The sequence below is a fragment of the Blastococcus sp. SYSU D00669 genome, from assembly GCF_054050715.1.
This window is the reverse complement of the sequence record NZ_JBJGZV010000038.1, coordinates 20,890-41,829: the sequence shown is the minus strand read 5'-3', so window position 1 is coordinate 41,829 and position 20,940 is coordinate 20,890. Positions and strand designations below refer to the sequence as shown.

At 74.1% G+C, this 20,940-nt stretch carries 23 protein-coding genes; 7 read left to right on the top strand and 16 right to left on the bottom strand.

Features of this window, described 5'->3' with window-relative positions; all coding sequences use genetic code 11:
- Positions 1 to 49: 49 nt before the first annotated feature.
- From ACI8AF_RS21895 to ACI8AF_RS21875, 5 genes are all read right to left on the bottom strand, one after another.
- On the bottom strand, positions 50 to 1,570 hold the full coding sequence (locus tag ACI8AF_RS21895) for an APC family permease (RefSeq protein ID WP_456541872.1): 1,521 nt from the start codon (positions 1,568 to 1,570) through the stop codon (positions 50 to 52).
- Between the two features lie 26 nt (positions 1,571 to 1,596).
- Positions 1,597 to 2,298 carry an ABC transporter ATP-binding protein gene (locus ACI8AF_RS21890; RefSeq protein ID WP_456541871.1) on the bottom strand — a complete coding sequence of 234 codons (702 nt, stop codon included), beginning with the start codon at positions 2,296 to 2,298 and terminating at the stop codon, positions 1,597 to 1,599.
- 2 nt (positions 2,299 to 2,300) lie between these two features.
- The gene (locus ACI8AF_RS21885; protein WP_456541870.1) at positions 2,301 to 2,867 is read right to left on the bottom strand and encodes an FtsX-like permease family protein; all 567 of its coding nucleotides are present in this window, start codon (positions 2,865 to 2,867) and stop codon (positions 2,301 to 2,303) included.
- Positions 2,868 to 2,878: 11 nt separating this feature from the next.
- The gene (locus ACI8AF_RS21880) at positions 2,879 to 3,853 is read right to left on the bottom strand and encodes an ABC transporter permease (protein ID WP_456541869.1); all 975 of its coding nucleotides are present in this window, start codon (positions 3,851 to 3,853) and stop codon (positions 2,879 to 2,881) included.
- Between the two features lie 113 nt (positions 3,854 to 3,966).
- Positions 3,967 to 4,338: a hypothetical protein gene (locus tag ACI8AF_RS21875; RefSeq protein WP_456541868.1), complete on the bottom strand. Its 372-nt coding sequence runs from the start codon at positions 4,336 to 4,338 to the stop codon at positions 3,967 to 3,969.
- 197 nt (positions 4,339 to 4,535) lie between these two features.
- On the opposite strand from ACI8AF_RS21875, the gene ACI8AF_RS21870 reads away from it, so the two are divergent.
- The 3 genes from ACI8AF_RS21870 (at position 4,536) to ACI8AF_RS21860 (ending at position 6,675) form a co-directional block, all read left to right on the top strand.
- Entirely contained in the window at positions 4,536 to 4,685 is a 150-nt protein-coding gene (locus ACI8AF_RS21870) for a hypothetical protein (protein WP_456541867.1), read from the top strand.
- Positions 4,686 to 4,715: 30 nt separating this feature from the next.
- Entirely contained in the window at positions 4,716 to 5,297 is a 582-nt protein-coding gene (locus ACI8AF_RS21865; RefSeq protein WP_456541866.1) for a TIGR03086 family metal-binding protein, read from the top strand.
- 181 nt (positions 5,298 to 5,478) lie between these two features.
- Positions 5,479 to 6,675, top strand: coding sequence for a diguanylate cyclase domain-containing protein (locus ACI8AF_RS21860; protein WP_456541865.1), 1,197 nt, complete (start codon positions 5,479 to 5,481; stop codon positions 6,673 to 6,675).
- Positions 6,676 to 6,681: 6 nt separating this feature from the next.
- Here ACI8AF_RS21860 and ACI8AF_RS21855 read toward each other — a convergent pair whose 3' ends face one another.
- Positions 6,682 to 7,767, bottom strand: a complete 1,086-nt coding sequence (locus ACI8AF_RS21855; RefSeq protein ID WP_456541864.1) for a hypothetical protein — start codon at positions 7,765 to 7,767, stop codon at positions 6,682 to 6,684.
- Positions 7,768 to 7,889: 122 nt separating this feature from the next.
- Between ACI8AF_RS21855 and ACI8AF_RS21850 the strand changes: the two genes are divergently transcribed.
- Positions 7,890 to 8,273, top strand: coding sequence for an acyl-CoA thioesterase (locus tag ACI8AF_RS21850; protein WP_456541863.1), 384 nt, complete (start codon positions 7,890 to 7,892; stop codon positions 8,271 to 8,273).
- A gap of 353 nt (positions 8,274 to 8,626) precedes the next feature.
- Here ACI8AF_RS21850 and ACI8AF_RS21845 read toward each other — a convergent pair whose 3' ends face one another.
- The 5 genes from ACI8AF_RS21845 to ACI8AF_RS21825 form a co-directional block, all read right to left on the bottom strand.
- Positions 8,627 to 9,421 carry a methyltransferase domain-containing protein gene (locus ACI8AF_RS21845; RefSeq protein WP_456541862.1) on the bottom strand — a complete coding sequence of 265 codons (795 nt, stop codon included), beginning with the start codon at positions 9,419 to 9,421 and terminating at the stop codon, positions 8,627 to 8,629.
- Between the two features lie 207 nt (positions 9,422 to 9,628).
- Positions 9,629 to 10,249 (bottom strand): antibiotic biosynthesis monooxygenase, encoded by a 621-nt coding sequence (locus ACI8AF_RS21840; RefSeq protein WP_456541861.1) that lies wholly within the window; start codon positions 10,247 to 10,249, stop codon positions 9,629 to 9,631.
- Positions 10,250 to 10,358: 109 nt separating this feature from the next.
- On the bottom strand, positions 10,359 to 10,829 hold the full coding sequence (locus tag ACI8AF_RS21835) for a nitroreductase/quinone reductase family protein (RefSeq protein ID WP_456541860.1): 471 nt from the start codon (positions 10,827 to 10,829) through the stop codon (positions 10,359 to 10,361).
- Positions 10,830 to 10,977: 148 nt separating this feature from the next.
- Positions 10,978 to 11,382: a hypothetical protein gene (locus ACI8AF_RS21830; RefSeq protein ID WP_456541859.1), complete on the bottom strand. Its 405-nt coding sequence runs from the start codon at positions 11,380 to 11,382 to the stop codon at positions 10,978 to 10,980.
- A gap of 102 nt (positions 11,383 to 11,484) precedes the next feature.
- Positions 11,485 to 11,907: an SRPBCC family protein gene (locus tag ACI8AF_RS21825; protein ID WP_456541858.1), complete on the bottom strand. Its 423-nt coding sequence runs from the start codon at positions 11,905 to 11,907 to the stop codon at positions 11,485 to 11,487.
- Between the two features lie 120 nt (positions 11,908 to 12,027).
- Here ACI8AF_RS21825 and ACI8AF_RS21820 point away from each other — a divergent pair, with 120 nt between their 5' ends.
- Positions 12,028 to 12,687: a hemerythrin domain-containing protein gene (locus tag ACI8AF_RS21820; protein ID WP_456541857.1), complete on the top strand. Its 660-nt coding sequence runs from the start codon at positions 12,028 to 12,030 to the stop codon at positions 12,685 to 12,687.
- On the opposite strand, the gene ACI8AF_RS21815 is transcribed toward ACI8AF_RS21820, so the two are convergent.
- The 4 genes from ACI8AF_RS21815 to ACI8AF_RS21800 form a co-directional block, all read right to left on the bottom strand.
- Positions 12,668 to 14,920, bottom strand: coding sequence for an ATP-binding protein (locus ACI8AF_RS21815; RefSeq protein ID WP_456541856.1), 2,253 nt, complete (start codon positions 14,918 to 14,920; stop codon positions 12,668 to 12,670). The genes ACI8AF_RS21820 and ACI8AF_RS21815 overlap by 20 nt on opposite strands.
- A 16-nt stretch (positions 14,921 to 14,936) precedes the next feature.
- The gene (locus ACI8AF_RS21810) at positions 14,937 to 15,179 is read right to left on the bottom strand and encodes a hypothetical protein (protein ID WP_456541855.1); all 243 of its coding nucleotides are present in this window, start codon (positions 15,177 to 15,179) and stop codon (positions 14,937 to 14,939) included.
- Positions 15,180 to 15,262: 83 nt separating this feature from the next.
- Positions 15,263 to 16,834, bottom strand: coding sequence for an acyl-CoA synthetase (locus ACI8AF_RS21805; protein ID WP_456541854.1), 1,572 nt, complete (start codon positions 16,832 to 16,834; stop codon positions 15,263 to 15,265).
- A 47-nt stretch (positions 16,835 to 16,881) separates the two neighbouring features.
- Positions 16,882 to 17,838 (bottom strand): NAD(P)H-dependent flavin oxidoreductase, encoded by a 957-nt coding sequence (locus ACI8AF_RS21800; RefSeq protein ID WP_456541853.1) that lies wholly within the window; start codon positions 17,836 to 17,838, stop codon positions 16,882 to 16,884.
- Positions 17,839 to 17,979: 141 nt separating this feature from the next.
- On the opposite strand from ACI8AF_RS21800, the gene ACI8AF_RS21795 reads away from it, so the two are divergent.
- The gene (locus ACI8AF_RS21795; RefSeq protein ID WP_456541852.1) at positions 17,980 to 19,392 is read left to right on the top strand and encodes a DUF4407 domain-containing protein; all 1,413 of its coding nucleotides are present in this window, start codon (positions 17,980 to 17,982) and stop codon (positions 19,390 to 19,392) included.
- 87 nt (positions 19,393 to 19,479) lie between these two features.
- Entirely contained in the window at positions 19,480 to 20,055 is a 576-nt protein-coding gene (locus ACI8AF_RS21790; protein WP_456541851.1) for a dihydrofolate reductase family protein, read from the top strand.
- Between the two features lie 6 nt (positions 20,056 to 20,061).
- Here the strand turns inward: ACI8AF_RS21790 and ACI8AF_RS21785 are convergent, their stop codons facing one another.
- The gene (locus tag ACI8AF_RS21785; protein ID WP_456541850.1) at positions 20,062 to 20,928 is read right to left on the bottom strand and encodes a 2-oxo acid dehydrogenase subunit E2; all 867 of its coding nucleotides are present in this window, start codon (positions 20,926 to 20,928) and stop codon (positions 20,062 to 20,064) included.
- Positions 20,929 to 20,940 lie beyond the last annotated feature (12 nt).

The window sequence follows — 20,940 nt, the reverse complement described above, 5'->3', positions numbered from 1 at the left end:
TGCTCTGTCGCGATCAAGCACGTTTGCTTGATCGCGACAAGGCACCGGGTCAGACGGTCTCGGGGGTCTCGGACTTCGGCTTCTCCAGCACCGCGAGGTGGGCCAGCGCGTCGGGGGCGGAGAGCTTCTGCGCCGAGCGCCGTCCGAAGACGTAGACGAGGAGGGCGACGACGAGGAACCCGACGGTGATCGAGCCGAGCCAGGTCATCCAGGTGCCGGCGGGGACGTCGATCCACGGGGTGGCGAACGAGTAGTAGACGCCGGCCGCCGTGGACAGGGAGCCGACCACCGCCACGAGCCAGACGACGGGCATGCCGCCGGGGATCCGCCAGAAGTCCTCGGTGGCGTACCGGTCGGCGTACTTCTTCCGCGCGATCACCAGCGGGAGGAAGAAGAAGAATCCGGACACCAGCCAGATCACGCTCAGCGCGCCGGTCAGGTACACGGTCACGTTGGCCATCGAGGACTGGCTGAACAGCGCGACCATGATCGTCGAGGAGATCGCGCCCTGGACCAGGACGGCGGTCACCGGGTTGCGGGTGCGCGGGTTGAGGTGGGTGAAGATCCGCGGCAGGTGGCGCTCCAGGCCGGAGACGAAGATCAGCCGCGAGTAGGCCACCTGGTAGGTCACCAGCGCGACGAACACGATCAGCGCCAGGACGATCGCGGCGACCTCCATGAGGCCGTCCCACCCGCTCTGCGCCAGCATGCCGATCACGCCGGTCACCGGGTCGATCTCCTCGGTGGGCAGCGCCATCATCGTGCCGAGCGTGGTGAGCAGGTAGATGAGGATCAGCGCCGCCGAGCCCCACGCGATCATGCGGGTCGCGCTGCGCTTCACCGACAGGAACTCCGCGCCCATGTTGAACGGCGTCTCGACGCCGACCAGGTAGAGCAGCACGGTGCCGAAGAGGAACCCCCCGACGGCGAAGTTCGGTACCAGCGCGTCGCGGGCGACGAACTCGGTGGCCGGACCGCCGTTGCTCACCGCGTAGGTGACGCCGACGACGAAGATCACCGCCGTCAGCACGCCGTAGACGACGAACGTGATGTTCATGATCTTCTGGTTGGCGGCGAGCTTGGCCAGCGCCAGGCCGACGACGACCCAGAGGATCACCAGCTGCAGGATGATCGACAGCGTCAGCCCGATCTCGGCGTGGAAGGCGAGCAGCAGCAGCTGCAGCACGATCGCCGGCGAGGCCGCGCCGTTGAGGATGACCGGCACCCACGACAGGAAGCCGCCGAAGAAGGCCAGCGGTTCGTTCATCGTGCGGTAGGCCCAGATGTAGACCCCGCCCTGGCCGGGCCACAGGTTGCCCAGCTCGGCGACGGCCATGCCGGCCGGGACGAGGAACAGCACGATGCCGAGGACCCACATCGGGATCGCCGTCCACCCGCCGGTCGCCATGACCGACGAGCCGGTGATCCAGCAGATGATGAAGACGTAGGTGGCGGTGAGGCCGAAGGTGCCGAGCACCTTGGGCAGCACCTGCTCGGGCACGAGCTCGGTGGTCATGAGCGTGTCGCGCCCGGCGGTGGGTGGCTCCGGCGGTGCGGCGTCGATGGCCATGGTCGTGTCTCCTGTCGGAAGGGGCCTCAGGCGGGCTGGATCGCGCCGTCCTGCATGCGGACGACGCGGCTGGCCTCCTCGGCGACCGTCGGGTCGTGCGTGCTCGCGACGACGGTGACGCCGAGGTCGGTGCAGAGGTCCCGCAGCAGGCGGACGACGGTGGCGCCGGTGCGGTGGTCGAGGTTGGCGGTGGGCTCGTCGGCGAGGATCAGCGCCGGGTTGCCGATGAGCGAGCGGGCGATCGCGGTGCGCTGCTGCTCGCCGCCGGACATCTTCGGCGGGACGTGGTCGATCCGGTGGCCGAGCCCGACCAGCTCGAGCAGCTCGACCGCGCGCGTGCGCAGCGCCGCCCGGTCGTAGGGCTCGAACATCAGCGGGAGCTCGACGTTCTCGACCGCCGACAGGAACGGGATCAGGTTGTAGCTCTGGAAGATGTAGCCGATCGTGTCGTGGCGCAGCGCGGCGAACTGGCTCTCGGTGAGGGCGGCGGTGTCCTGGCCGTTGAGAACGACGGAGCCCTTGGTGGGCCGGTCCAGCCCGCCGATCATGTTGAGCAGCGTCGACTTCCCGCTGCCCGACGGGCCCATGAGGCAGACGAACTCGCCCGGCATCACGGTCAGGTCGGCCTCGACGAGGGCCCTGACCACCTCGTCGCCGAGCTTGTGCAGCTTCCACGCGCCGGTCACCTGCACGACGGCGGTCTTCGTGGGTTCCTCGGTGAGGGTCATCGTCAGGCTCCTGCGGTGAGGGAACGGATCGGCGGACGGGAGGCGGCCCGCCAGGTGGGCACGAAGCTGGTGGCGACGGCGGCGACCGCGCTGACGACGACGGCGATCCCGGCGCCGAGCGCCGTCCCGCCGGCGGAGAAGCCCGACCCGGCCATCCCGGTGCCGCCCATGACCAGGGCCGCCACGACCGCCAGCGCGGAGCCGGCCAGGGCGCCGACGACCGCGGCGACCAACGGCTCGACCAGCAGCGCGGCGATGACCGGAGGCCGGCGCACCCCGGTCGCGCCCAGCACCCCCAGCTCGCGGGTGCGGTTGGCGACCGTGCGGGTGGTGGCCACCGCGACCTCGACCACGCCGACCACCAGCACGGTGACGGCGATGAGGACGACGGCGCGGCGCAGCTCGTCGGGGTGGCCCAGGCCGGCCGCCTGGTCGCTGATGCCCGACGCCGTGCCGAGCACCATCACGAGCAGGAAGGCGCCGGTGGCGGTGGTGACGATCGGCAGCAGCAGCGACTTCTTGCGCCGCCGGGTGGAGAGCAGGCCGTAGGCCAGGCCGTGCTTGATCACGAGTCGGCTCCTCAGGCGTCGTCGGTGAGCAGCTGGACCGGCCGCTGCTGCAGCAGCCGGTGGACGGGGACGAGCGCGCCGACGATCGCCATGGCCGGCAGGTAGGCGGCGACCGTCCCGGCGGCCTGCAGCCAGGCGACCGGGGTGGCGATCTCGGGGAGGACCAGCCAGACGGCGCCGGCGGCCAGGCCGGTGCCGATGACGTACGCCGCGAGGAAGACGAGCGCGGACTCGACGAGGAAGAAGTAGAGGACCTCGTCGGCCAGGCCGATGCTCGACATGATCCCGAACTCGCGGCGGCGCTCCTGCACCGCGGCGAGGAACGAGCTGATCGCGATGACGAAGCCCAGGACCAGCCCGATCGTGCTGATCAGGCCGAGGGTGGAGCTGGTGACCTCGCCGGAGAACAGCGCGGAGAACTTCTGCTCGAAGGTGGTCGCGCCGCTGCCCCCGACGGCGTCGTAGACCAGCGGCGCGCCGTCGGGCTCGACCGCGGGGTTGGTGGTGCTCGCGTACCCGGTGGCCTCGCCGAGCAGGGCGCCGAGGTCGTTGCGGTTCGCGTCGTCGGCGGGCGGGTCGAGGGTCCACCAGCCGTTGCCGGCGGCGTCGGTGACCCGGTCCGCCGTCCACCCGTCGGGGACGGCGAGCTCGGGCGGCGGGCCGTCGGAGACGATCGCGCCGGCGCCGCTGTCGTAGTGCACGCCCTCGGCCGGCACCACCCAGAGCGCGGCGCCGCCCAGCACCTGGGTGACCGCCGCGTCGCCGGTCATGGCGAAGCTCGAGGAGATGGTGCGGACGACGGTCACCGACAGGATCGCCAGCGCGATGCCGAAGGTGGCGAGGGCGAACCGCTCGGGCCGGCGCCGGACGTTGGCGACCGCGAACCGCAGCAGCCGGACGACGGTGCTGTTCCGCAGCGACGGGGCGCCGGCGGCGATCGGGGGAGCGGCTACCGAGGGGGAGGTGTCGAGGACCGTCGTCGCCATGCGGGGGACTGTCTGCCCCGAATGTTGCCGCCGTCCTGCCGGGTTTCTTCCGTCTCGGTTACCGGGTGCTCACTCGGTGAACGGGCCGTTGCGGTCTTCCGGCGTTCCGGTGCTCAGCGGCGCACCGCGGCGACGCCGGCGAGGGCGAGTTGGCCGGTCACGAGGGCGAGGCCGGTCCACATGAGCGGGCCGGCGGTCGTGTGCGCGTGGTGCGTCACGGTGGAGAGCATCTGCGCGTGCAGCAGGAGCATGGCGCCGTCGACGGCGGCGGTCAGGCCCCACGTGGTCGCGGTGGGGTGCCGCCACAGGTGCCAGGCGCAGGGCAGGCAGACCAGCGCCATGGCGAGCATGACCAGCGAGCCGAGGGAGCCGGCGTCGAGCAGGAGCAGGTGCACGACCGCGGAGGCGACGGCGAGCGCGGCGGCCACCCGGCCCAGGACGGCGGCACGCACCGGCGCGGCGAGCGGTCGTTCGACTGCGGTCATGCGCCCGACCTTCGTGGTGCGGCGTTCCCCAGGTGTTACCGGCCGGGGACGATCATGTCGCCGTCCGCTTCTCAGGCATAGGTACCTATACCTGCGTCCTGGCCGCCAGCACGCAGGTATAGGTACCTATGCCTGAGGACATCCGAGCGACGCGGCGAGGCGACATGTCGGCAACCTGCGGGTGCTGACATGTCGACATGGACGGCACCCAGCGCACCCTCCCCGCCGACGCCACCGTCGTGGAGGTCGACGGCTCGCGTTTCCTCCTGGAGTGGCTGGACGTCTCGGTCCTGGCCGCGGCGGCCGCGTCGCTGCGGCGGACGCCGGAGCCCGCGCTGCCGCGATGAGTCCCGGGCGCCCGGCCGGTCCTACCGGGCATGCAGACGCAGATGCTCGATCTCGGCCCGCAGACCGCGGAGGTGGCCCGGATCGTGGCCGGTGTCCGGGACGACCAGCTCGGCGACCCGACGCCCTGCCCTGACATGTCGGTGGCGGCCCTGCTGGACCACTTCGCCGGGCTGACCCTGGCGTTCCGGCACGGCGCGGAGAAGTCGCCGCTGGCCGGCGGGCCGCGGGCGTCGGCGGAGGACCTGCCGCCGGAGTGGCGCACCGAGCTGCCGGCCCGCCTCGAGGCGCTGGCCGCCGCGTGGCGCGAGCCCGCCGCCTGGGAGGGCCTGACCGAGGTGGCCGGCGTGCGCATGCCCGGCGCGGCGATGGGCGTGGTGGCGCTCAACGAGGTGCTGGTGCACGGCTGGGACCTGGCCGCCGCCACGGGTCAGGAGTACCGCGCCGACCCGGCCGCCGCGGAGGCGTGCCTGGGGTTCGCGCTCGACCTGGCCGCCGGTTCGCCGGAGGTGCGCGACTCGATGTACGGCCCCGTCGTCCCGGTGCCGGACGACGCGCCGGTGTTCGAGCGGCTGCTCGGCCAGACCGGCCGCGACCCCCGCTGGACCCCCTGACCGCCGGCTCGTGCGGTGACGTCCCCGCTCCCGCGGCGCTGTTGAGCCCGGGGGAGCGGCCGGACGGCCGCACGGTCCTCGGCTCCGGGAGCGGAACGGCTCCGGCACGGGTCCGGCCGGTTCCCGGTGAGCGGTGCCGCAGCGTGTTCCCAACGTGACCGTCGGCGGCTACGGTGCGCGCGTGGTCAGCCCGCGCCTTGCCGTCGCCGACCCGGCCCGCCTGGCCGCGATCGACAGCTACCGCCTCGAGGGCCACGCCGGCGATCCCGACCTGGACGCCGTGGTGAGCTACATGGCCCGGGCGCTGCGGGCGCCGATCGCGATCATCAACCTGGTCGGCCCCGACCGGCAGTGCTTCCCGGCCGAGATCGGCGTGGGCGTGGCGTACTCGCACGTGCCCGACGAGCTGTCGTTCTGCGCGTACGTGGTCGCCGAGGGGGCGCCGCTGGAGGTGTCCGACGCGGCCGTGCACCCGGTGTTCGCCGAGAACCCGGCGGTCGTCGCGGGCGCCATCCGCTCCTACCTCGGGGTGCCGCTCATCGACGAGGACGGCTACGTGCTGGGCTCGCTCGGGGTGTTCGACGCCGAGCCGCGCTCGTTCTCCGGCGAGGACCTCGACCTCCTGCTCGTCCAGGTGCGCCTGGTCCGCAGCGTGCTGTCGCTGCGCCGGCAGGTCGCCACGCACCAGTGGGACGCCGCCCTGCTCGCGCTGCAGAACCGGGTGCTCGAGGCGGTGGCCACGCGCCGTCCGCTCGACGACGTCCTCGACCTGCTCGCCGCCGCCGTCCGCGAGCTGTCCCCGGACGCCGACGACGACCGCCGGATCGGGCTGCACGAGACCGTGGAGCGGCTGACCACGGTCGCCACCGAGGCCGACGGCTGGCGCCGGACGATGACCCGCGTCGCGCAGCAGGACCAGCTGACCGGCCTGGCCAACCGCCGCTACCTGCTCGAGGCCGGCGCGACCGCCCTGGCCTGCGGCGGCGCCGTGCTGTTCATCGACGTCGACCGGTTCAAGGAGGTCAACGACCGCGGCGGGCACGCGGTCGGCGACCAGCTGCTGGTGCGCCTGGCCGACCGGCTGCGCGCGCACCTCGACGACGTCCCCGACGCGCTGGTCGGGCGGCTGGGCGGCGACGAGTTCGCCGCCGTCCTGCCCGGGCTGGACCGGGCCACCGCCGCGGTGGTGGGCGAGCGGCTCGCGGTCGCCCTGGTGGACGAGGTCGACATCGGCCGCCGCACCGTGCACGTCAGCGCGAGCATCGGCCTGGCGATGGCCGAGCCCGGGACGCCGCTGGAGACCGTGCTGCGCGAGGCCGACGTCGCCATGTACGTCGCCAAGGAGCGCGGCCGCGGCGTGCTGCACGCGGCCGGCTGACCTCGGCTACCCGAGCACCCAGAGCGTCGGGACGCCGGCGCAGCGGCCGACGGCGTACTCGGCGTCGACGGCGGTGACCTCGCCGTCGGCGCACAGCTCGACCGTGGCCGGCTCGCCGTCGCTGAGCGGGACCGCCTCCCAGGAAGCGCCGCCCAGGTAGGCGTGGTCGTCGGACCCGTCGACCCACAGCGTGCGGACCGACGGCGCGCCGGGCAGCGACGCGACCACCTCGGCCGCGGTCTCGTCGGCGCCCACCCGCACGACCGACACCCCGGTCCCGTCGGCGACCGCGACGTGGACCTGGCCGGGGAAGCCGGACTCGTCGTCCGGGTGCGCGGCGAGCACCGACGAGCCCGGCAGCGGCACCTCGCCGAGCGGCTGCAGCTCCGAGTCGAAGCGGGCCAGCACCGGCACCCCGCCGGCCTCGGCCACGAGGGTGATCGTCGCGCCGTCCTCGGTGGCGGTGAGGAACCGCGGCACCACCGGCCCCGGGGTGGTCAGCGTCAGCGGCACCTCGGCGAGGACCGTGCCGGCGTAGGTGCTCGCCGAGACGAGGCGGGACGCGCCGGCCGGGTCGGTGACCACCAGGTGCAGGGTGTCGCCGTAGGTCGACTCCGCGGCGAGCAGGCCGGCGACGGTCGCGGGGGTGAGGTCGGCGGCGAGGGGGACCGTGGCCTGCTGGCCGTCCGCCGTCACCGGGTTGGTCGCCAGCCGGCCGCCGGAGAAGCCGACCGCGATCACCCGGCCCACCACCGAGTTCAGCAGCAGGACCGGCGCGCCCGGGTCGAGGGCGGTCAGCTCGACGACGTCGGGTTCGGTCGTGTCGGCGAGGACGCGCGCCAGCGCCGGCGCCCGGTCGGGCGAGCGCAGCAGCACCACCGCGTCCCGCTCGCGGGTGCGCACGACGCCCACCGCCTCGGCGCCCGCGGCGTCGAGCGGCACGGTGGCCGTCACCTCGTCCAGCCACGGCCGGGTGTCCTCGGCCGGCGCGGGCGCGCCCGGGCTGCCGGAACGCCCTCCGGCACCTCCGCCACCGCAGGCGGAGAGGACGACGACGGCGGTCAGCGCGACCAGGCCGCGGAACGAGGGCATGCGGGAGCTCCAGGAGGGATCGGGGGCGGCGGCGCAGTGTGCCCGTGCGCGCCCGGCCGGGGCAACGGGTCGGCGCGCGGCTACAGTGATCTGACGCGTGCGTCAATTGAGAGGACCGGCCCGTGGCCCGCTTCGTCGTCCCCGTGCAGCACCGGCGCGCGACGATCGACGACCGGCACGTGCCGTTCTACCTCGCGATGGAGACGGCCTCGGACGCTTGGCAGCTGGCGCTGCGGGAGTTCTGCGTCCCCGAGATCGGGCCCAGGGACCTCGCGATGGTCCACGTGTCGGCGGACTTCCGGCGCGAGCTGTTCACCGGCGAGCTCACCGTCGACGTCGTCGTCCGGCGCATCGGGCGGACGTCGTTCACGGCCGGGCTGCGGCTGGAGCAGGACGGCGCCGATGCCGGCGACGTCGAGTTCACCTTCGCCCTCGTCGACGCGGGCCGGACCTCCGCCGTCGCGCTGACCGAGGCGCAGCGCGCGGTGCTGGAGAAGCTCGCCTGAGGGAGGTGGCCGCGCCGGCGCCGGAGCCGTGCCCACGGGGAAGGCCCGGCTGACGGACGCCGGACGCGGCCACCTCACCCCTGTCATCGCCGGCGACGCGCGCAGGGGTGCGCGGTCCTGCGGATTTCTTGCGGAGACGTGCAGCTGAGCGCGCGGTCGGCCCGGCACCGTTCTTCCTGCGGGCCGGGGGACCCGCACCAGGGGGAAGCAACGGGCCCCGCTCGTCCTGCACGGGGGAAGACGAGCGGGGCCCGAACCCTGTCGCCTGCACGGGCGACACCGCGCCTCCGGCGTCCCCGCGGCCCGACGATCCTCTCCGACGACGACCCGTTCCCGCACTCGGTGGTCGCGCCCTAGGGACGGCGCCCGATCGCGACGAACACCGGCGCGAAGTAGACCGGCCGGACGGCGGAGACGTCCTCGCGGGTGAAGGCGGCCTCCCAGCGCGCGACGTCGTCCGCCGTCGCGACACCGGCGACGACCATCGCGTCGCGCGCCGCCCACGCCGGGGACCGCACGCCGGGCGGCAGCTCGATGATCGTGTACCGGCCCTCGTGCAGCTCGACGTCCAGCCCGGCACGGGCCAGCAGCTTGCCCAGGCGCAGCCCGGGCATGAGGTCGTTGCCGCGGCGGCGGTGGAACTCGAGGTACGTGGCGTCGAGGTCCTCCAGGTCCGGGTCGAGGTCGAGGGCGCGCATCGCCGTCCCGTCGATGTCGACCAGGTAGACGGCGCCGCCCGGCCGGACCAGCGAGGCCAGGTGGTCGACGATCCGCTGCTCGTCCGGGCCGTTGTGGGCGAGGACGTGGCGCATCATCGCGACGTCGACCGAGCCGGCGGGCAGCCCGCTGTGCGTGCCGCTGCCGGGGGTGAGCTCGACGTTGGTGGCGCCGGACCCGGCGATCACCTGCCGGGCGGCGGCGCGGGCCGACTCGTCCGGTTCGACGGCGAGCACCCGCCCGGCCGGGCCGACCACCTCGGCGACCTGGACGGCGACGGCGGCCGGGCCGCAGCCGACGTCGGCGACGACGGCGCCCAGGCCGATGCCGGCGCGGCGCCAGTGCTCGGCCTCGTCGTGCCGGGCCAGCTCGGCCATGTACCGGTAGCGGCGGATCTCGGCCTCGCTGACCGCGAGCGCGTAGTCGGTCATGGCGCCCCCTCGACCGGGGCAGCGTGGCACCGCCGGGCCGTCCCTGCCTACCCCTCCGGCGGTCTTGCGCATCTCTTGCGGGTGCGTGGAGCCGATCGCGCGGTGCGGCCGCCAGAGTTCTTCCTGCGGGACGGGGGACCCGCACCAGGGGGATTCGGGCCCTGTTCGTCCACCACGGGGGAGGACGAGCAGGGCCCGGCGCCGTTCCTAGACCGTCTCGGGCACCCGCAGGTGCGCGAGGACGAGGTCCATCTCGGCGACGTCGGTGACGGTCCGGCCCATCGCGCGGGTGAACTCCTCCCGGATCCGCGCGGCGCTCTCGCGGGTGGCCGTCAGCGCGTCGCGGTCGGCGAACGAGACGGTGCCGACGGTGCGGCCGCTCGCCCGGTCGACGAGCAGGCTGCAGCTGCAGAAGCCGGGCATCTCCTGCAGCTTGGGCATCAGGCTGGACTTGTAGGCGTCGACGATCCGGTCGAGGTCGCGCGGGTCGCCCTCGGTCCAGGTGACCCGGCCGCACCCGCCGTCCCCGGTCTCGTGGGCCCGGTGCAGGACGGCGATCTCCCACTCCTGCACCTCGGGCTCCCCGCCGAACAGGGCGACCAGGCGCTCGCGCATCGGGTGCACCCGCTCGGCGCTGGCCCGCATCTTCTCCTCGTCCTCCCAGGCCGAGGTCATGATGAACCGGCCGGTCTCCCGCTCGACCAGCATCGACAGCCCCACGAAGCCGTCCAGGTCCTGCAGCACCGGCAGCGCCTTGTCCCGCAGGTAGGCCGTGCCCTCGTGCGTGGCGCCGGGGTTGCCCCGGATCGTGGTGGATCGGGCGTGCATGCCGCCCCTCCTTCCGTGCCGGCGGCGACGCCCCTGCGGCATCGCCGCGGCGCCCACTGTCCTCGGGTGCCCGGCCGGCCGTCCAGGAGTTGCCCGCCGTCCGAGGGTCTCAGCCGGTCCTGGGTTCGAGGACGACGACGGGGGTCTCGGTGGACCGCCGGCCGGCGTAGGCGTCGAGCTTCGGGTCGACCGCGCGCCAGCGCTGCCACAGCCTCTCGCGCTCGCTGCCTGCCGCGGCGCGGGCGCGCACGGGCCGCAGCTCCTGGCCGTCCAGCCGGACGACGGCGTCCGAGTGCGCCTGGAGGTTGAGCCACCACGCCGGGTGGCCCTCCTGCCAGCCGTTCATGGCGAGCAGGACGAGGTCGTCGCCGTCCTCGAGGTAGCCGAGGATGACGCTGCGCTCCTGCCCGGACTTCCGGCCGACCGCGGTGAGCCGCAGCGCGCCCCAGCCGCGCTTGTTCGCGGGCGTCCAGAGGAAGCGGCCGCCGCTGAGCCGGTAGAGCGCGCGGTGCACCCGCCAGGCGGCGCGCGCGAACCACTCGGGCGGCACCCGCGGCGGTCGCGTCGGCGCAGCGCTCATGGCTCTCCCTCCCTCGCGGCGAGTGCCCACCCGTCGGTCACCGCGGGAAGGGACGGCCGCGCCGCGCACTTCCGCGGTGTTCCTGCTGCTTCCACGGTCCTGCAGCACGGGGGAAGCAGCAGGAACACCGCAGAAGCGGTGGGGCTCGCTAGGTGGTGACCTCTTCGAGCGCCGGGGGCAGCGGCAGGCCGAGCAGCTGGATGAGGCGGGCGACGGTGTCCTCGACGAAGTCGTCGTCCGGGACCGTGTTGCCGTCCTCGGCCACCAGGTCGCGCACGTCCTCGGGGTGCGGCGCCCGGCCCAGCGTCTGCGACGCCCAGCTCACGAAGCCGTCGACCTCGGCGGGGACGTCGAGCGGCCGGCTGGCGTCGGGGTCGGCGAAGTAGTCCCGCGGCTGGATGCCGAGGTAGAAGCGGCCGAGCCCGGGCGGTGCCGGGCGGTAGTCGACGGTCGCGATGTCGCTGTCGTGGATGTCGACGACCAGGTCGGGCGTGCCGTCGGCGCGCTCGCGCCACTCGCCGTCGCGGTAGATGAAGGTGCCGAAGTAGCCCACGGAGAGAGCGTGCGGGAGCACCTCGGCCACGTGAGCGAGCCGCGCCGCACGGCACCTGCCGACCCGGACGCGGATCGCTGTCAGCAGATGACGACTGCAGCCTCAGCCGTCCTTCTCCAGCAGCTGCTTGAGCGTGACGAGGTCGCGGTCCATGCCACGGCCGATCACCCACGCCATGACCGGGCCGAACGGGCCGGGCACCGTGAACTCGTACGACACGCGGGTGCCCTCGCCGTCCTCCTCGCACGTCAGGAAGCCGTCCGGGCGGACGGGACCCCCGGTGGTGTGGTAGTCCTGCCGGAACGGGGGCTCGTGCCGGGTGATCACGAACGGCGAGCGCATCTCGCGGCCCATCACCCGGCGCACCTCGACACCGCGGGTGCCGACGCCGATCGGGCCGTCGTCCACCATCTCCGTGCGGACCAGGTCCCTCTCCCACTCGTGGTGCCGCGACAGGTCGGCGAGGTACTCGAAGACGGCGGCCCGGGGGCGGGCGACGACGACCTCGCGGCGGACCGTGCTCATGGGCCCGCAGTGTGACGCCGCGCCGTCCGGCCCCGACAGGGCCCAGCGTCCCGAACTGTGGGGGTCGGTGTGGGCCCGCTGTGGGTGTTCCGTGCCCCGGCGCGGCGACACGCTCCCCCCATGACCGAGACCGCAGATCCCCAGCTGACCGACGTCCACGACATGTACGTCGTGCACCGCGCCTTCCGCCGCGAGTTCGGGCTGATGCCCGCGCTCGTCCGCGCGGTGCGGCCGGGCGACACCGCCCGCGCGGCCGTGCTGGCCAGGCACGCCCGCTTCATCCTGACCGGCCTGCACCTGCACCACACCGGCGAGGACGAGTTGCTGTGGCCGAAGCTGCTCGAGCGCTGCCCGCCCGACGAGGCGCTCATCCAGCGCATGGAGGCCCAGCACCACCGGGTCGAGGAGTGCACCGCGGAGCTGCAGGCCGCGCTGACCCGCTGGGAGGCCGAAGCGCGTCCGGCGGTGACCGAGGAGGTCGCGTCGCTCCTCGTCGAGCTGGCCGACGGGCTGTTCGAGCACCTGGCCGAGGAGGAGCAGCACATCCTGCCGCTCGCCGCGCGGCACGTGAGCCAGGAGGAGTGGGCGGAGCTCGGGCAGCACGGCATGTCGAGGATGCAGAAGGCCGACCTGCCGATCCTCTTCGGCGCCGTCCTCGAGGACGCGACACCGGAGGAGGCGAAGGAGATGTACGCCGTCGTCCCGCTGCCGGTGCGGCTGCTGCTGAAGACCGTGTTCGCCCGGAAGTACGAGAAGTACGTCAGGCGGGTGCGCGGTTGATCCGCGCGGCGAGGTCGGGGACGTCGGCCGGCTCGAGCTGCCGGCCGCGTTCCCAGGCCCGCCGGAAGGCGTCCTCGCCGAGTTCCGTCCGGACGTCGTTGAGCACCCGGCTCGCGTGCTCGGGGTCCGGGGGAACGGCGACGGTGGTGGCCGACGCCGTGGCCGCGGCGCCGAACAGCTCCGCGGCGAGCTCGGGCTGACCGCGCTCGGCGGCCAGCGCGCCCAGGTCGGGCAGCGCGTAGGCGGTGTTCCACGTCGTGCGGATGCTCGCCGCCAGCTGGACCACCTCGAGGAGGTGGGTGAGCGCGGCGTCGTCCTCGCCCCTGACCCTGGCGAGGCTGGCCTGCGCGTTGAGCACCGTGGCGAGCGTGAACGGGCTGCTCAGTTCGCGCGCGATCCGCTCGGCCTCGTCGAGGACGGCGGGCGCGCCGGCCGGGTCGCCGGTGCGGATCAGCCGCTGGGCCTCCAGCTGCGCGCCGTGCGCCTGCGCCCACCGGCTGCCGGCCGTGGCCGCGACCGCGCGGGCCTGGTCGGTCAGCCGGGTGGCGCCGGCGACGTCGCCGAGGAAGAGGGCCGCCGATCCGCCGAGCACGAGCGCCTCGGCGAGCAGCTCGTCGTGCCCGACCTTGGTGGCCTCCTCGACGGCAAGGGCCGCCGGCTCGACGATGCCGGGGATGTCGCCGGACGCGTAGCGCAGCGCGGCGATGCCGACGTGCAGGGCGGCGCGCTCGAGGTCGTCGAGGACGTCGTCGGGCACGCGGGTCAGCCAGCCGAGCCCCTCCAGTGCGTTGCCGCGCAGCGCCCAGTACATCCAGGTGTCGACGCCGAGCAGCGCCGCGTCGCCGAACCGCCGCCGGTCGAGCAGGGCGGCGAAGGTGGCGCTGAGGTTGCCGTGCTCGCTCTGCAGCCGGTCGAGCCACTCGCCCTGGTCGGGGCCCTTGAGGCCGGGGCGGGCGTCGGCGGCGAGGTCGAGGAAGAAGTCGGCGGCCGTGTCGGCGACGGCGCCGGTCTCGCCGGCCTCGGCGAGCTTGGCGGCGGCGTACTGCCGGATCGGCTCGAGCATGCGGTAGCGGCCGGGCTCGGCGACGACGAGCGACTGCTCGACGAGCCCGCCAAGAGTGGGCAGGACGGCGCCGCTGCTGACCTGCTCGGCGGCCTCGAGGGGGAAGCCGCCGGCGAAGACGCTCAGCCGGCGCAGCAGCATCTGCTCGGCCGAGGTGAGCAGGTCGTGGCTCCAGTCGAGGGTCGCCCCGATGGTGCGCTGCCGGGCGGGCAGGTCGCGGGAGCGCGGCTCGGCGACGACCTGGTCGAGGCGGGCGAGCAGGGCGGCGGGGTCGAGGAAGCGGGCGTGCGCGGCGGCGAGCTCCAGCGCCAGGGGCAGGCCGTCGAGGCGGTGGCAGATGGCGGCGACGTCGGCTGCCGTCGTGCCGAGCTCGATGGTGCGGCCGGCGGCGCGGGCGCGGTCGAGGAAGACCTGGGCGGCGGGGGAGCGGCCGACGTCGTCCGGGTGAGTGCTGCCGGGGACCGGCAGGGGGGTGAGCGGGTACTCGCGCTCGGCGCGGATCCGCAGCGGCGCGCGGCTGGTGGCGAGCACTGTGAGGCCGGGGGCGCGGGCCAGCAGGTCGGCGACGTCGCCGGCGGCGTCGAGCACGTGCTCGAGGTTGTCGAGGACGACGAGGTGCTCCCGGTCGCCGAGCTGGGCGACGACGGCGTCGATCAGCGGGTCGGCGAGCTGGCGGACGCCGAGGGCGCGGGCGAGCGTGGGGAGGACCAGGCGGGCGTCGGGCACGGGGGCCAGCTCGACGACGGTGACGTTCTCGTGCGCCCGGGCGACGTCGAGGGCGAGGGTGGTCTTGCCGACGCCGCCGGGGCCGGTGAGCGTGACGAGGCGGGTGTAGCCGTCGCGGAGCAGCGCGGTGAGCTCGTCGCGCTCGCGGGTGCGGCCGATGAGCGGCGCGACGGGGAGGGGAACTCTGGTCGGGGCGGGTGCCTCGGTGGCCGCGGTCGGCCGGGCGGCGGCGGAGAGCGCGTCGCGGTCGGCGTCGCCGAGGCCGAGGGCGTCGGCGAGCGCGCGCACGGTGTGCGGGTAGGGGCGGCGCCGCTCGCCGCGCTCCAGCGCGCCGATCGCCTTGGCGGTGATGCCGGCGCGCTCGGCGAGCTCCTCCTGGGTGAGCGCGGCACGCTCGCGGAACCGCCGCAGCTGCTCGGCGAACCCACCCGCTCCCGCGCTCATCGGCGGGGAAGGTAGCTCAGCGGGGGACGCGCTTGTTGGGCAGCCGCTCCGGCAGGGCGCGGAAGCCGACCGAGCCGCGGTACTCGAAGCGGATCGCACCGCGCGGGTCGAAGACCTCGAACGGGCCGATCACGCGGAAGCTCGACCAGTCGGGCAGCTGGTCGGGCTCCGCCTCGAGGACCTTGCGCGTCAGGGCGCGGCGCAGCTCCGCCCGCGCGACGTAGTGGTGGACGTCCCGCAGTGCGGTCGTCGCTGTCACCATCTCCACGCTGGCCTGGTCGGATGCACCTCGCCCGAGGTGGACCTCCTCCGGACGAGGGGTCACCCGATCGGGTGACACCGTCAGTGCACGGCGCGCTCCTGCCCCTCCCAGTGCGGACGGCGCAGTTCCCGCTTCAGCACCTTGCCGGCGGCCGACAGCGGGAGCTGCTCGACGATCTCCACGGACCGCGGGATCTTGTACCCGGCGATCCGCTCGGCGCAGAAGTCGTGCAACTCCTCGAGGGTGACGGTGGCGCCGGCGGTCGGCACCACGACCGCGTGCACCCGCTCGCCCCAGGTGTCGTCGGGCACGCCGATGACCGCGCAGGTGGCCACGGAGGGGTGCTCGCCGAGGACGTTCTCGACCTCCACCGAGTACACGTTCTCCCCGCCGGAGATGATCATGTCCTTGAGCCGGTCGGTGAGGTACACGTAGCCGTCGTCGTCCATCCGGCCGCCGTCGCCGGTGTGCATCCACCCACCGCGCAGCGCGGTCGCGGTCTCCTCCGGCCGGTTCCAGTAGCCCAGCATCACGTTGCCGCCGCGGACGACGATCTCGCCGACCTCGCCGCGGGGCAGCTCGGCGTCGTCCGGCCCGACGATCCGCACCTCGCTGTTCGGGGCGGCGCGGCCCACCGAGCGCCGGTGCCGCGGGTCCTCGTGGTCGTCAGGGGTGAGGACGGTGGCGAGCGGGGCGAGCTCGGTCATGCCGTAGGCCTGCAGGAAACGCGCGTTCGGCCACGCCTTGGTCGCCCGGCCGAGCAGCGCGTCGGACATGGGCGAGGCGCCGTACAGCACCCGGCGGACGCTGGTGGCGTCGAAGTCGTCGGCCTGCGGGGAGTCGACGACCATCTGGATCATCGTGGGCACGAGCAGCACGTCGGTCACCCGGTGCTCCTGGATCGCGCTGAGGACGGCGCCCGGCTCGAAGAACGGGACGATCACCTGCGTGCTGCCGATCACCACCCCACCGACCCAGACGCTGAAGGCGGCGAGGTGGAACATCGGCGCGGCGAAGAGACCGACGCCGTCCTTGCCGTAGTGCTCGACGGCGAGCCCGCCGAACGACGAGGTGAGCAGGTTGGCGTGGCTGAGCATCACGCCCTTGGACCGGCCGGTGGTGCCGCCGGTGTAGAAGATGCCGGCGAGCTCCGCGCCGCCGCGGCGGACGTCCTCCATCGGCTCGGAGCCGGCGACGAGCTCCTCGAACGACAGAGCGCCGTCCGGAAGAGCGCCGTCGCCGGCGTGGATCACGTGCTGCAGGCGCGGGTGCACCAGCCGGAGGGCGTCCACGTACCCGGCGAAGAAGTCGTCCACGACGAGGATGCGGGCGTCGACCTCGACGAGTGAGTCGGCGATCTCGGGGACGCTCCAGCGGATGTTGACGGGGACGAGGACACCGCCGGCCCACAGCGTGGCGCCGAGGAACTCGTGGAAGCGGTCGGAGTTCAGCGACAGGATGGCGGCGCGGTCGCCCTCCACCAGGCCCAGCGAGCGGAGGCCGGCGGCGAGGCGGGCGATCCGGTCGACCGATTCGGCGTACGTGCGGGTGCGGCCGGAGTAGACGGTGCAGACGGCATCGGGCTGCTGCTGCACGGAGCGGTGCAGGCCCTGGGTGAGGTACATCGACGACCTCCCGGCGTAGGTGGTCACTTCAGGGTCGCGGCGCGCCGGGAGGGCGGGACAGAGCCCGATGGCCCTCAGGCCCGGGCCGTCGGCCGCACCGCCGCCACGAACTCGGCGATCACGTCCGCTGCGGGAAGGATGTCGCTGATCGCCCCCACCCCGCTGCCGGCGTAGAGGGCCATGGCCGCGACGTCGCCGTCCACGCCGGCGAAGGGCGGCAGGCCGGCGTGGCGGGGGACGGGCACCTGCTGGCCGCCCATGGTCGCGGTGCCGACGACGTCCGCCGCCCCGGCGACGCGCTCCACCGCCGACCGCAGCACCCGGGCGCGGGGGCTGGTGGCGCACAGCGGGCAGACGGCGAAGGCGTCGGTGATGGTCGTGGCGTCGTCCCCGGCGTCGACGAGGGCCTGCTTGTAGAGCGGGTGCGCGCCCGACTCCGCCGTCGCGATGAAGCGGGTGCCCATCCGGGCGCCGTCCGCCCCGGCGCGGATCACCTCGGCGAAGGTGCCGGCGTCGCTGATGCCGCCGGCGGCGAGCACGGGGACGGCGACGACGTCGAGGACTTCCTGCAGGAGGGGGAACAGGGCGTCGTAGCCGCGGATGTGTCCGCCGGCCTCGTAGCCCTGCACCGTGACCAGGTCGCAGCCGGCGTCGACGGCGGCGCGGGCCTCGTCGACCGAGCCGACCTGCCAGTTGACCAGGGCGCCGGCGGCGTGGGCGCGCTCGACGAGCGCGGGGGAGGGGTCGAACCAGAAGCAGTCGATCAGCCTCACGCGGGCGGCCGCGTCGGCGACGACGCCCGGGTCGACGTCCTGACCGGCGAAGTTGACCGCCAGGACGCCGCGGGTGCGCTCGAGCAGCCCGTCGACGCGCTCGAAGAGGAGCGACGGCGGGACGTTGAGGGCGGACAGGGTGCCGACGCCGCCGGCGTCGGCGACCGCCGCGACGAGCGGGGGTGCGGCGATCTCGCCCATCGGGGCCTGCTGGATCGGGACGGTGCAGCCGACCAGCTCGGTGAACCGGGTCTGCATGTGACGGAACGGTCCGCGCACGGAGGCCCCGGGTCAACCTCCTCACACGCCGGACCGTGCCGTTGGCCGCCGAGCCCGCCGATAGGGGAGAGAAGGTGGCGGATGCTCCTCGATCCCGCCGCCTGAGGAGGGGGCTAAGGGATGGCCAGACGGCGTGGACGGATCGGCAACTGGCTGGCGACGCTGGCGGGTGCGCGACCGGACATCCTCGAGTCGGCGCCCGGCGCCCGCGCGAAGTTCGTCGCGCTCGGCGGTGTGCTGCTGTCGACGGGCGGCCTCGCCGTCCTCTCCGCAGCCTTCGCGGTGCACATGGCGCTCGGCGCCTGGTGGGCGGTCGCGCTGCTGGTGGGCATCGGCTGGGGCTTCGTGATCGTGAATCTCGACCGGATGCTGCTGGTCGGGATGGCGCACGACGGCTCGCTGAAGCGCAACGTGCTCATGGCGGTGCCGCGGGTCGGCCTGGCGCTGGTGCTGGGCATCGTGATCTCGACGCCGCTGACGCTGCAGATCTTCCACAAGGAGATCGACACCGAGATCGTCGCGCTGCAGGCCGAGAAGTCCGACGAGTACAAGCGGTCGCTCGACGCCGACGCCCGCTTCGTCGGGCTGCCCGAGCTGCGCGAGCGGGTGGCGGCCGAGCAGGCGGTCGTGGCCTCCGGCGGGCAGGCCGACCCCGACCTCGCGCTGCTGCAGGGTGAGGTGGCGACGGCGCAGACGGCGTACGACCAGGCGCTGGCGACGCAGCGGGAGCTGTCGGCCAAGGCGCAGTGCGAGCTCGACGGCACCTGCGGCACCGGCGACGCCGGCACCGGCGAGGCCTACGTGCAGGCCCGCGCGGCCGCCGACGCGCAGGCCGGCGTCGTCGCCTCGGCCCGCGCGGAACTCGACGCGGCGATCGACGCGGTGTCGGGCGGTGCCCAGCGGGCGATGCAGCAGGCCGCCGCCGACCTGGAGACCGACCAGGCCGAGCTCGCCCGGCTGACCGAGGACCAGGCGGAGCTGCAGGCGGCGTTCGACGCCACCAACTCCGACAACACCGGCATGCTCATCCGGCTCGAGGCGCTGTCGCGGCTGACCGACTCGAACGCCACGATGGCCGCCGCGCACTGGATGCTGGCGCTGCTGTTCATCTGCATCGAGCTGCTGCCGGTGCTGATGAAGATGCTGCTCAACTTCGGCCCGAAGACGACGTACGACCGGCTGGCCGAGCTGCGGGACGACGGCGACCTGTCGGTGGAGGAGCTGCAGCAGGCGGCGCGCCGCGAGGTCGAGGAGGCGCAGCAGGAGCTGCTCGTGCTGGCCGAGAAGGAGCGCGTCGACCGGCAGAAGGAGGCGGTGCTGGAGCGCCGCCGGGCCCGGCTGGCCGCGGCCGCCGAGCGGGCGGTTGTCGGGGCGTCTCCGGAGATTCCGCAGCCTTCGCCGGCCGCCGACGACGACACGGGTCGCAAGCCGTGGGACACCGGCCCGATCTTCGAGCTGGCCCGCAACACCGCATCGCGGGCGCTGCGCCCGGTGCGCCGCCGGCCCACCGAGCGGGTGCCCGAGAGCGTCTGACCTTTGAACCGCTGAGGCCCGGGATCGACCTGATTCCGGGCCTCAGCCGTGCAACCGTTCCTGCGCGGTCGGAGTAGGAAAGGCGGTGTGCGCGACCTCGTCTACTACGTCGGCGTGACCATCGACGGCTTCATCGCCGGGCCCGACGACCAGATCGACTTCTACCCGATCTCCGAGCCGTACGAGGAGTGGATGGCCACCGAGTTCGGCGACGCGCTGCCCACGCACATCCGCCGGGCGCTGGGGATCGACGCGGCGCCTAACCGGCGCTTCGACACCATCGTCATGGGCCGGCGCACCTACGACCCCGCCCTGCAGGCCGGCATCACCAGCCCCTACGCCCACCTGCGCCAGGTGGTGGTGTCCCGCACACTGGAGTCCCCGGACCCGCAGGTGACCGTCATCCGCGACGACCCGGTCGCGGCGGTGCGCGCGCTCAAGCGGCAGGAGACGGGGCTGGACGTCTACCTCGCCGGCGGGGGACAGCTGGCCGGCCAGCTCCTCGACGAGATCGACCGCCTGGTGGTCAAGAGCTACCCGGTCGTCGCCGGGACGGGCCGCACCGCCTTCGGGCCGCGGTTCGCGCCCACCCGGTTCGACCTCGACGACGTGCGGACCTTCCCGGGCGGGAACGCCGTCCTGTTCTACTCGCGCGCTCGTTGAGGGAACTCAGCCGGCGTCGGCGCTCGTGGCCTGGCGTCCTGCGTCGGCGGACGACACCGCGGTCTGGGGAGCGACCGGCAGGCCGGTACCGCTCTCGATGTGGGCGAGGAGCCGCTCGACGAAGCGCGCGGCCGGTGCCCCGTCCACCACGTCGTGGTCGAAGGCGATGGTGAGGTTGAGGACGTCGCGCGGCTCGACCCGGTCCCCGACGACCACCGGCTTGCGGACGAGCCCGCCCACCAGCAGGTCGAGGGTGTGGCCGTTCGGGGCGAGCGCCCACCCGCTGTGCCGGCCGAACATGCCGACGGCCGAGAGGCCCACGGTGCCGCCCATGCCGGCCAGCCGCTCGGGAGCGCGGCGCGCGGAGAACCGCAGCAGGGCCGCGAACAGCTTGGCGACGGGGCCGGGCAGCAGCATCAGCCGGTGGAGGAGCGGGGGCATGCCCTTGGCGTCGGAGGCGGGCCGGTCTTGCACCTCGCGGATCTCGCGGCTGATCTCAAGGTAGGGCCGCCGGTCGGTCCGCCGGACGACGTGACCGGTGGGCACGCGGACGCCGTCCACCTGCCGCTCGATCATGACCAGGACGTCGACGTCGTCGGGCACCGCGAGCCGGCGCCGGCCCTTGCGCATGGCGTGGACCGTCCGGTCCTCGCTCACGGCGCGCCCGACGCAGAGGGCGAGGTAGCCGGTGAAGGACAGCTGCTCGTCGGTCCGGGACTCGTAGTCCCTGATCAAGGTGCGCGGTGTGGTCACGTCGACCTCGACGAGCCCGTAGACCCAGTGCCGCCACCAGATCATGTCGATGAGGTTGGGTGTCTCGCGCCTGCCCGCCGGCAGGTCGAGGACCGTGACGCCTCCGCGGTCGCGCTCCATGGGGACTCCTGT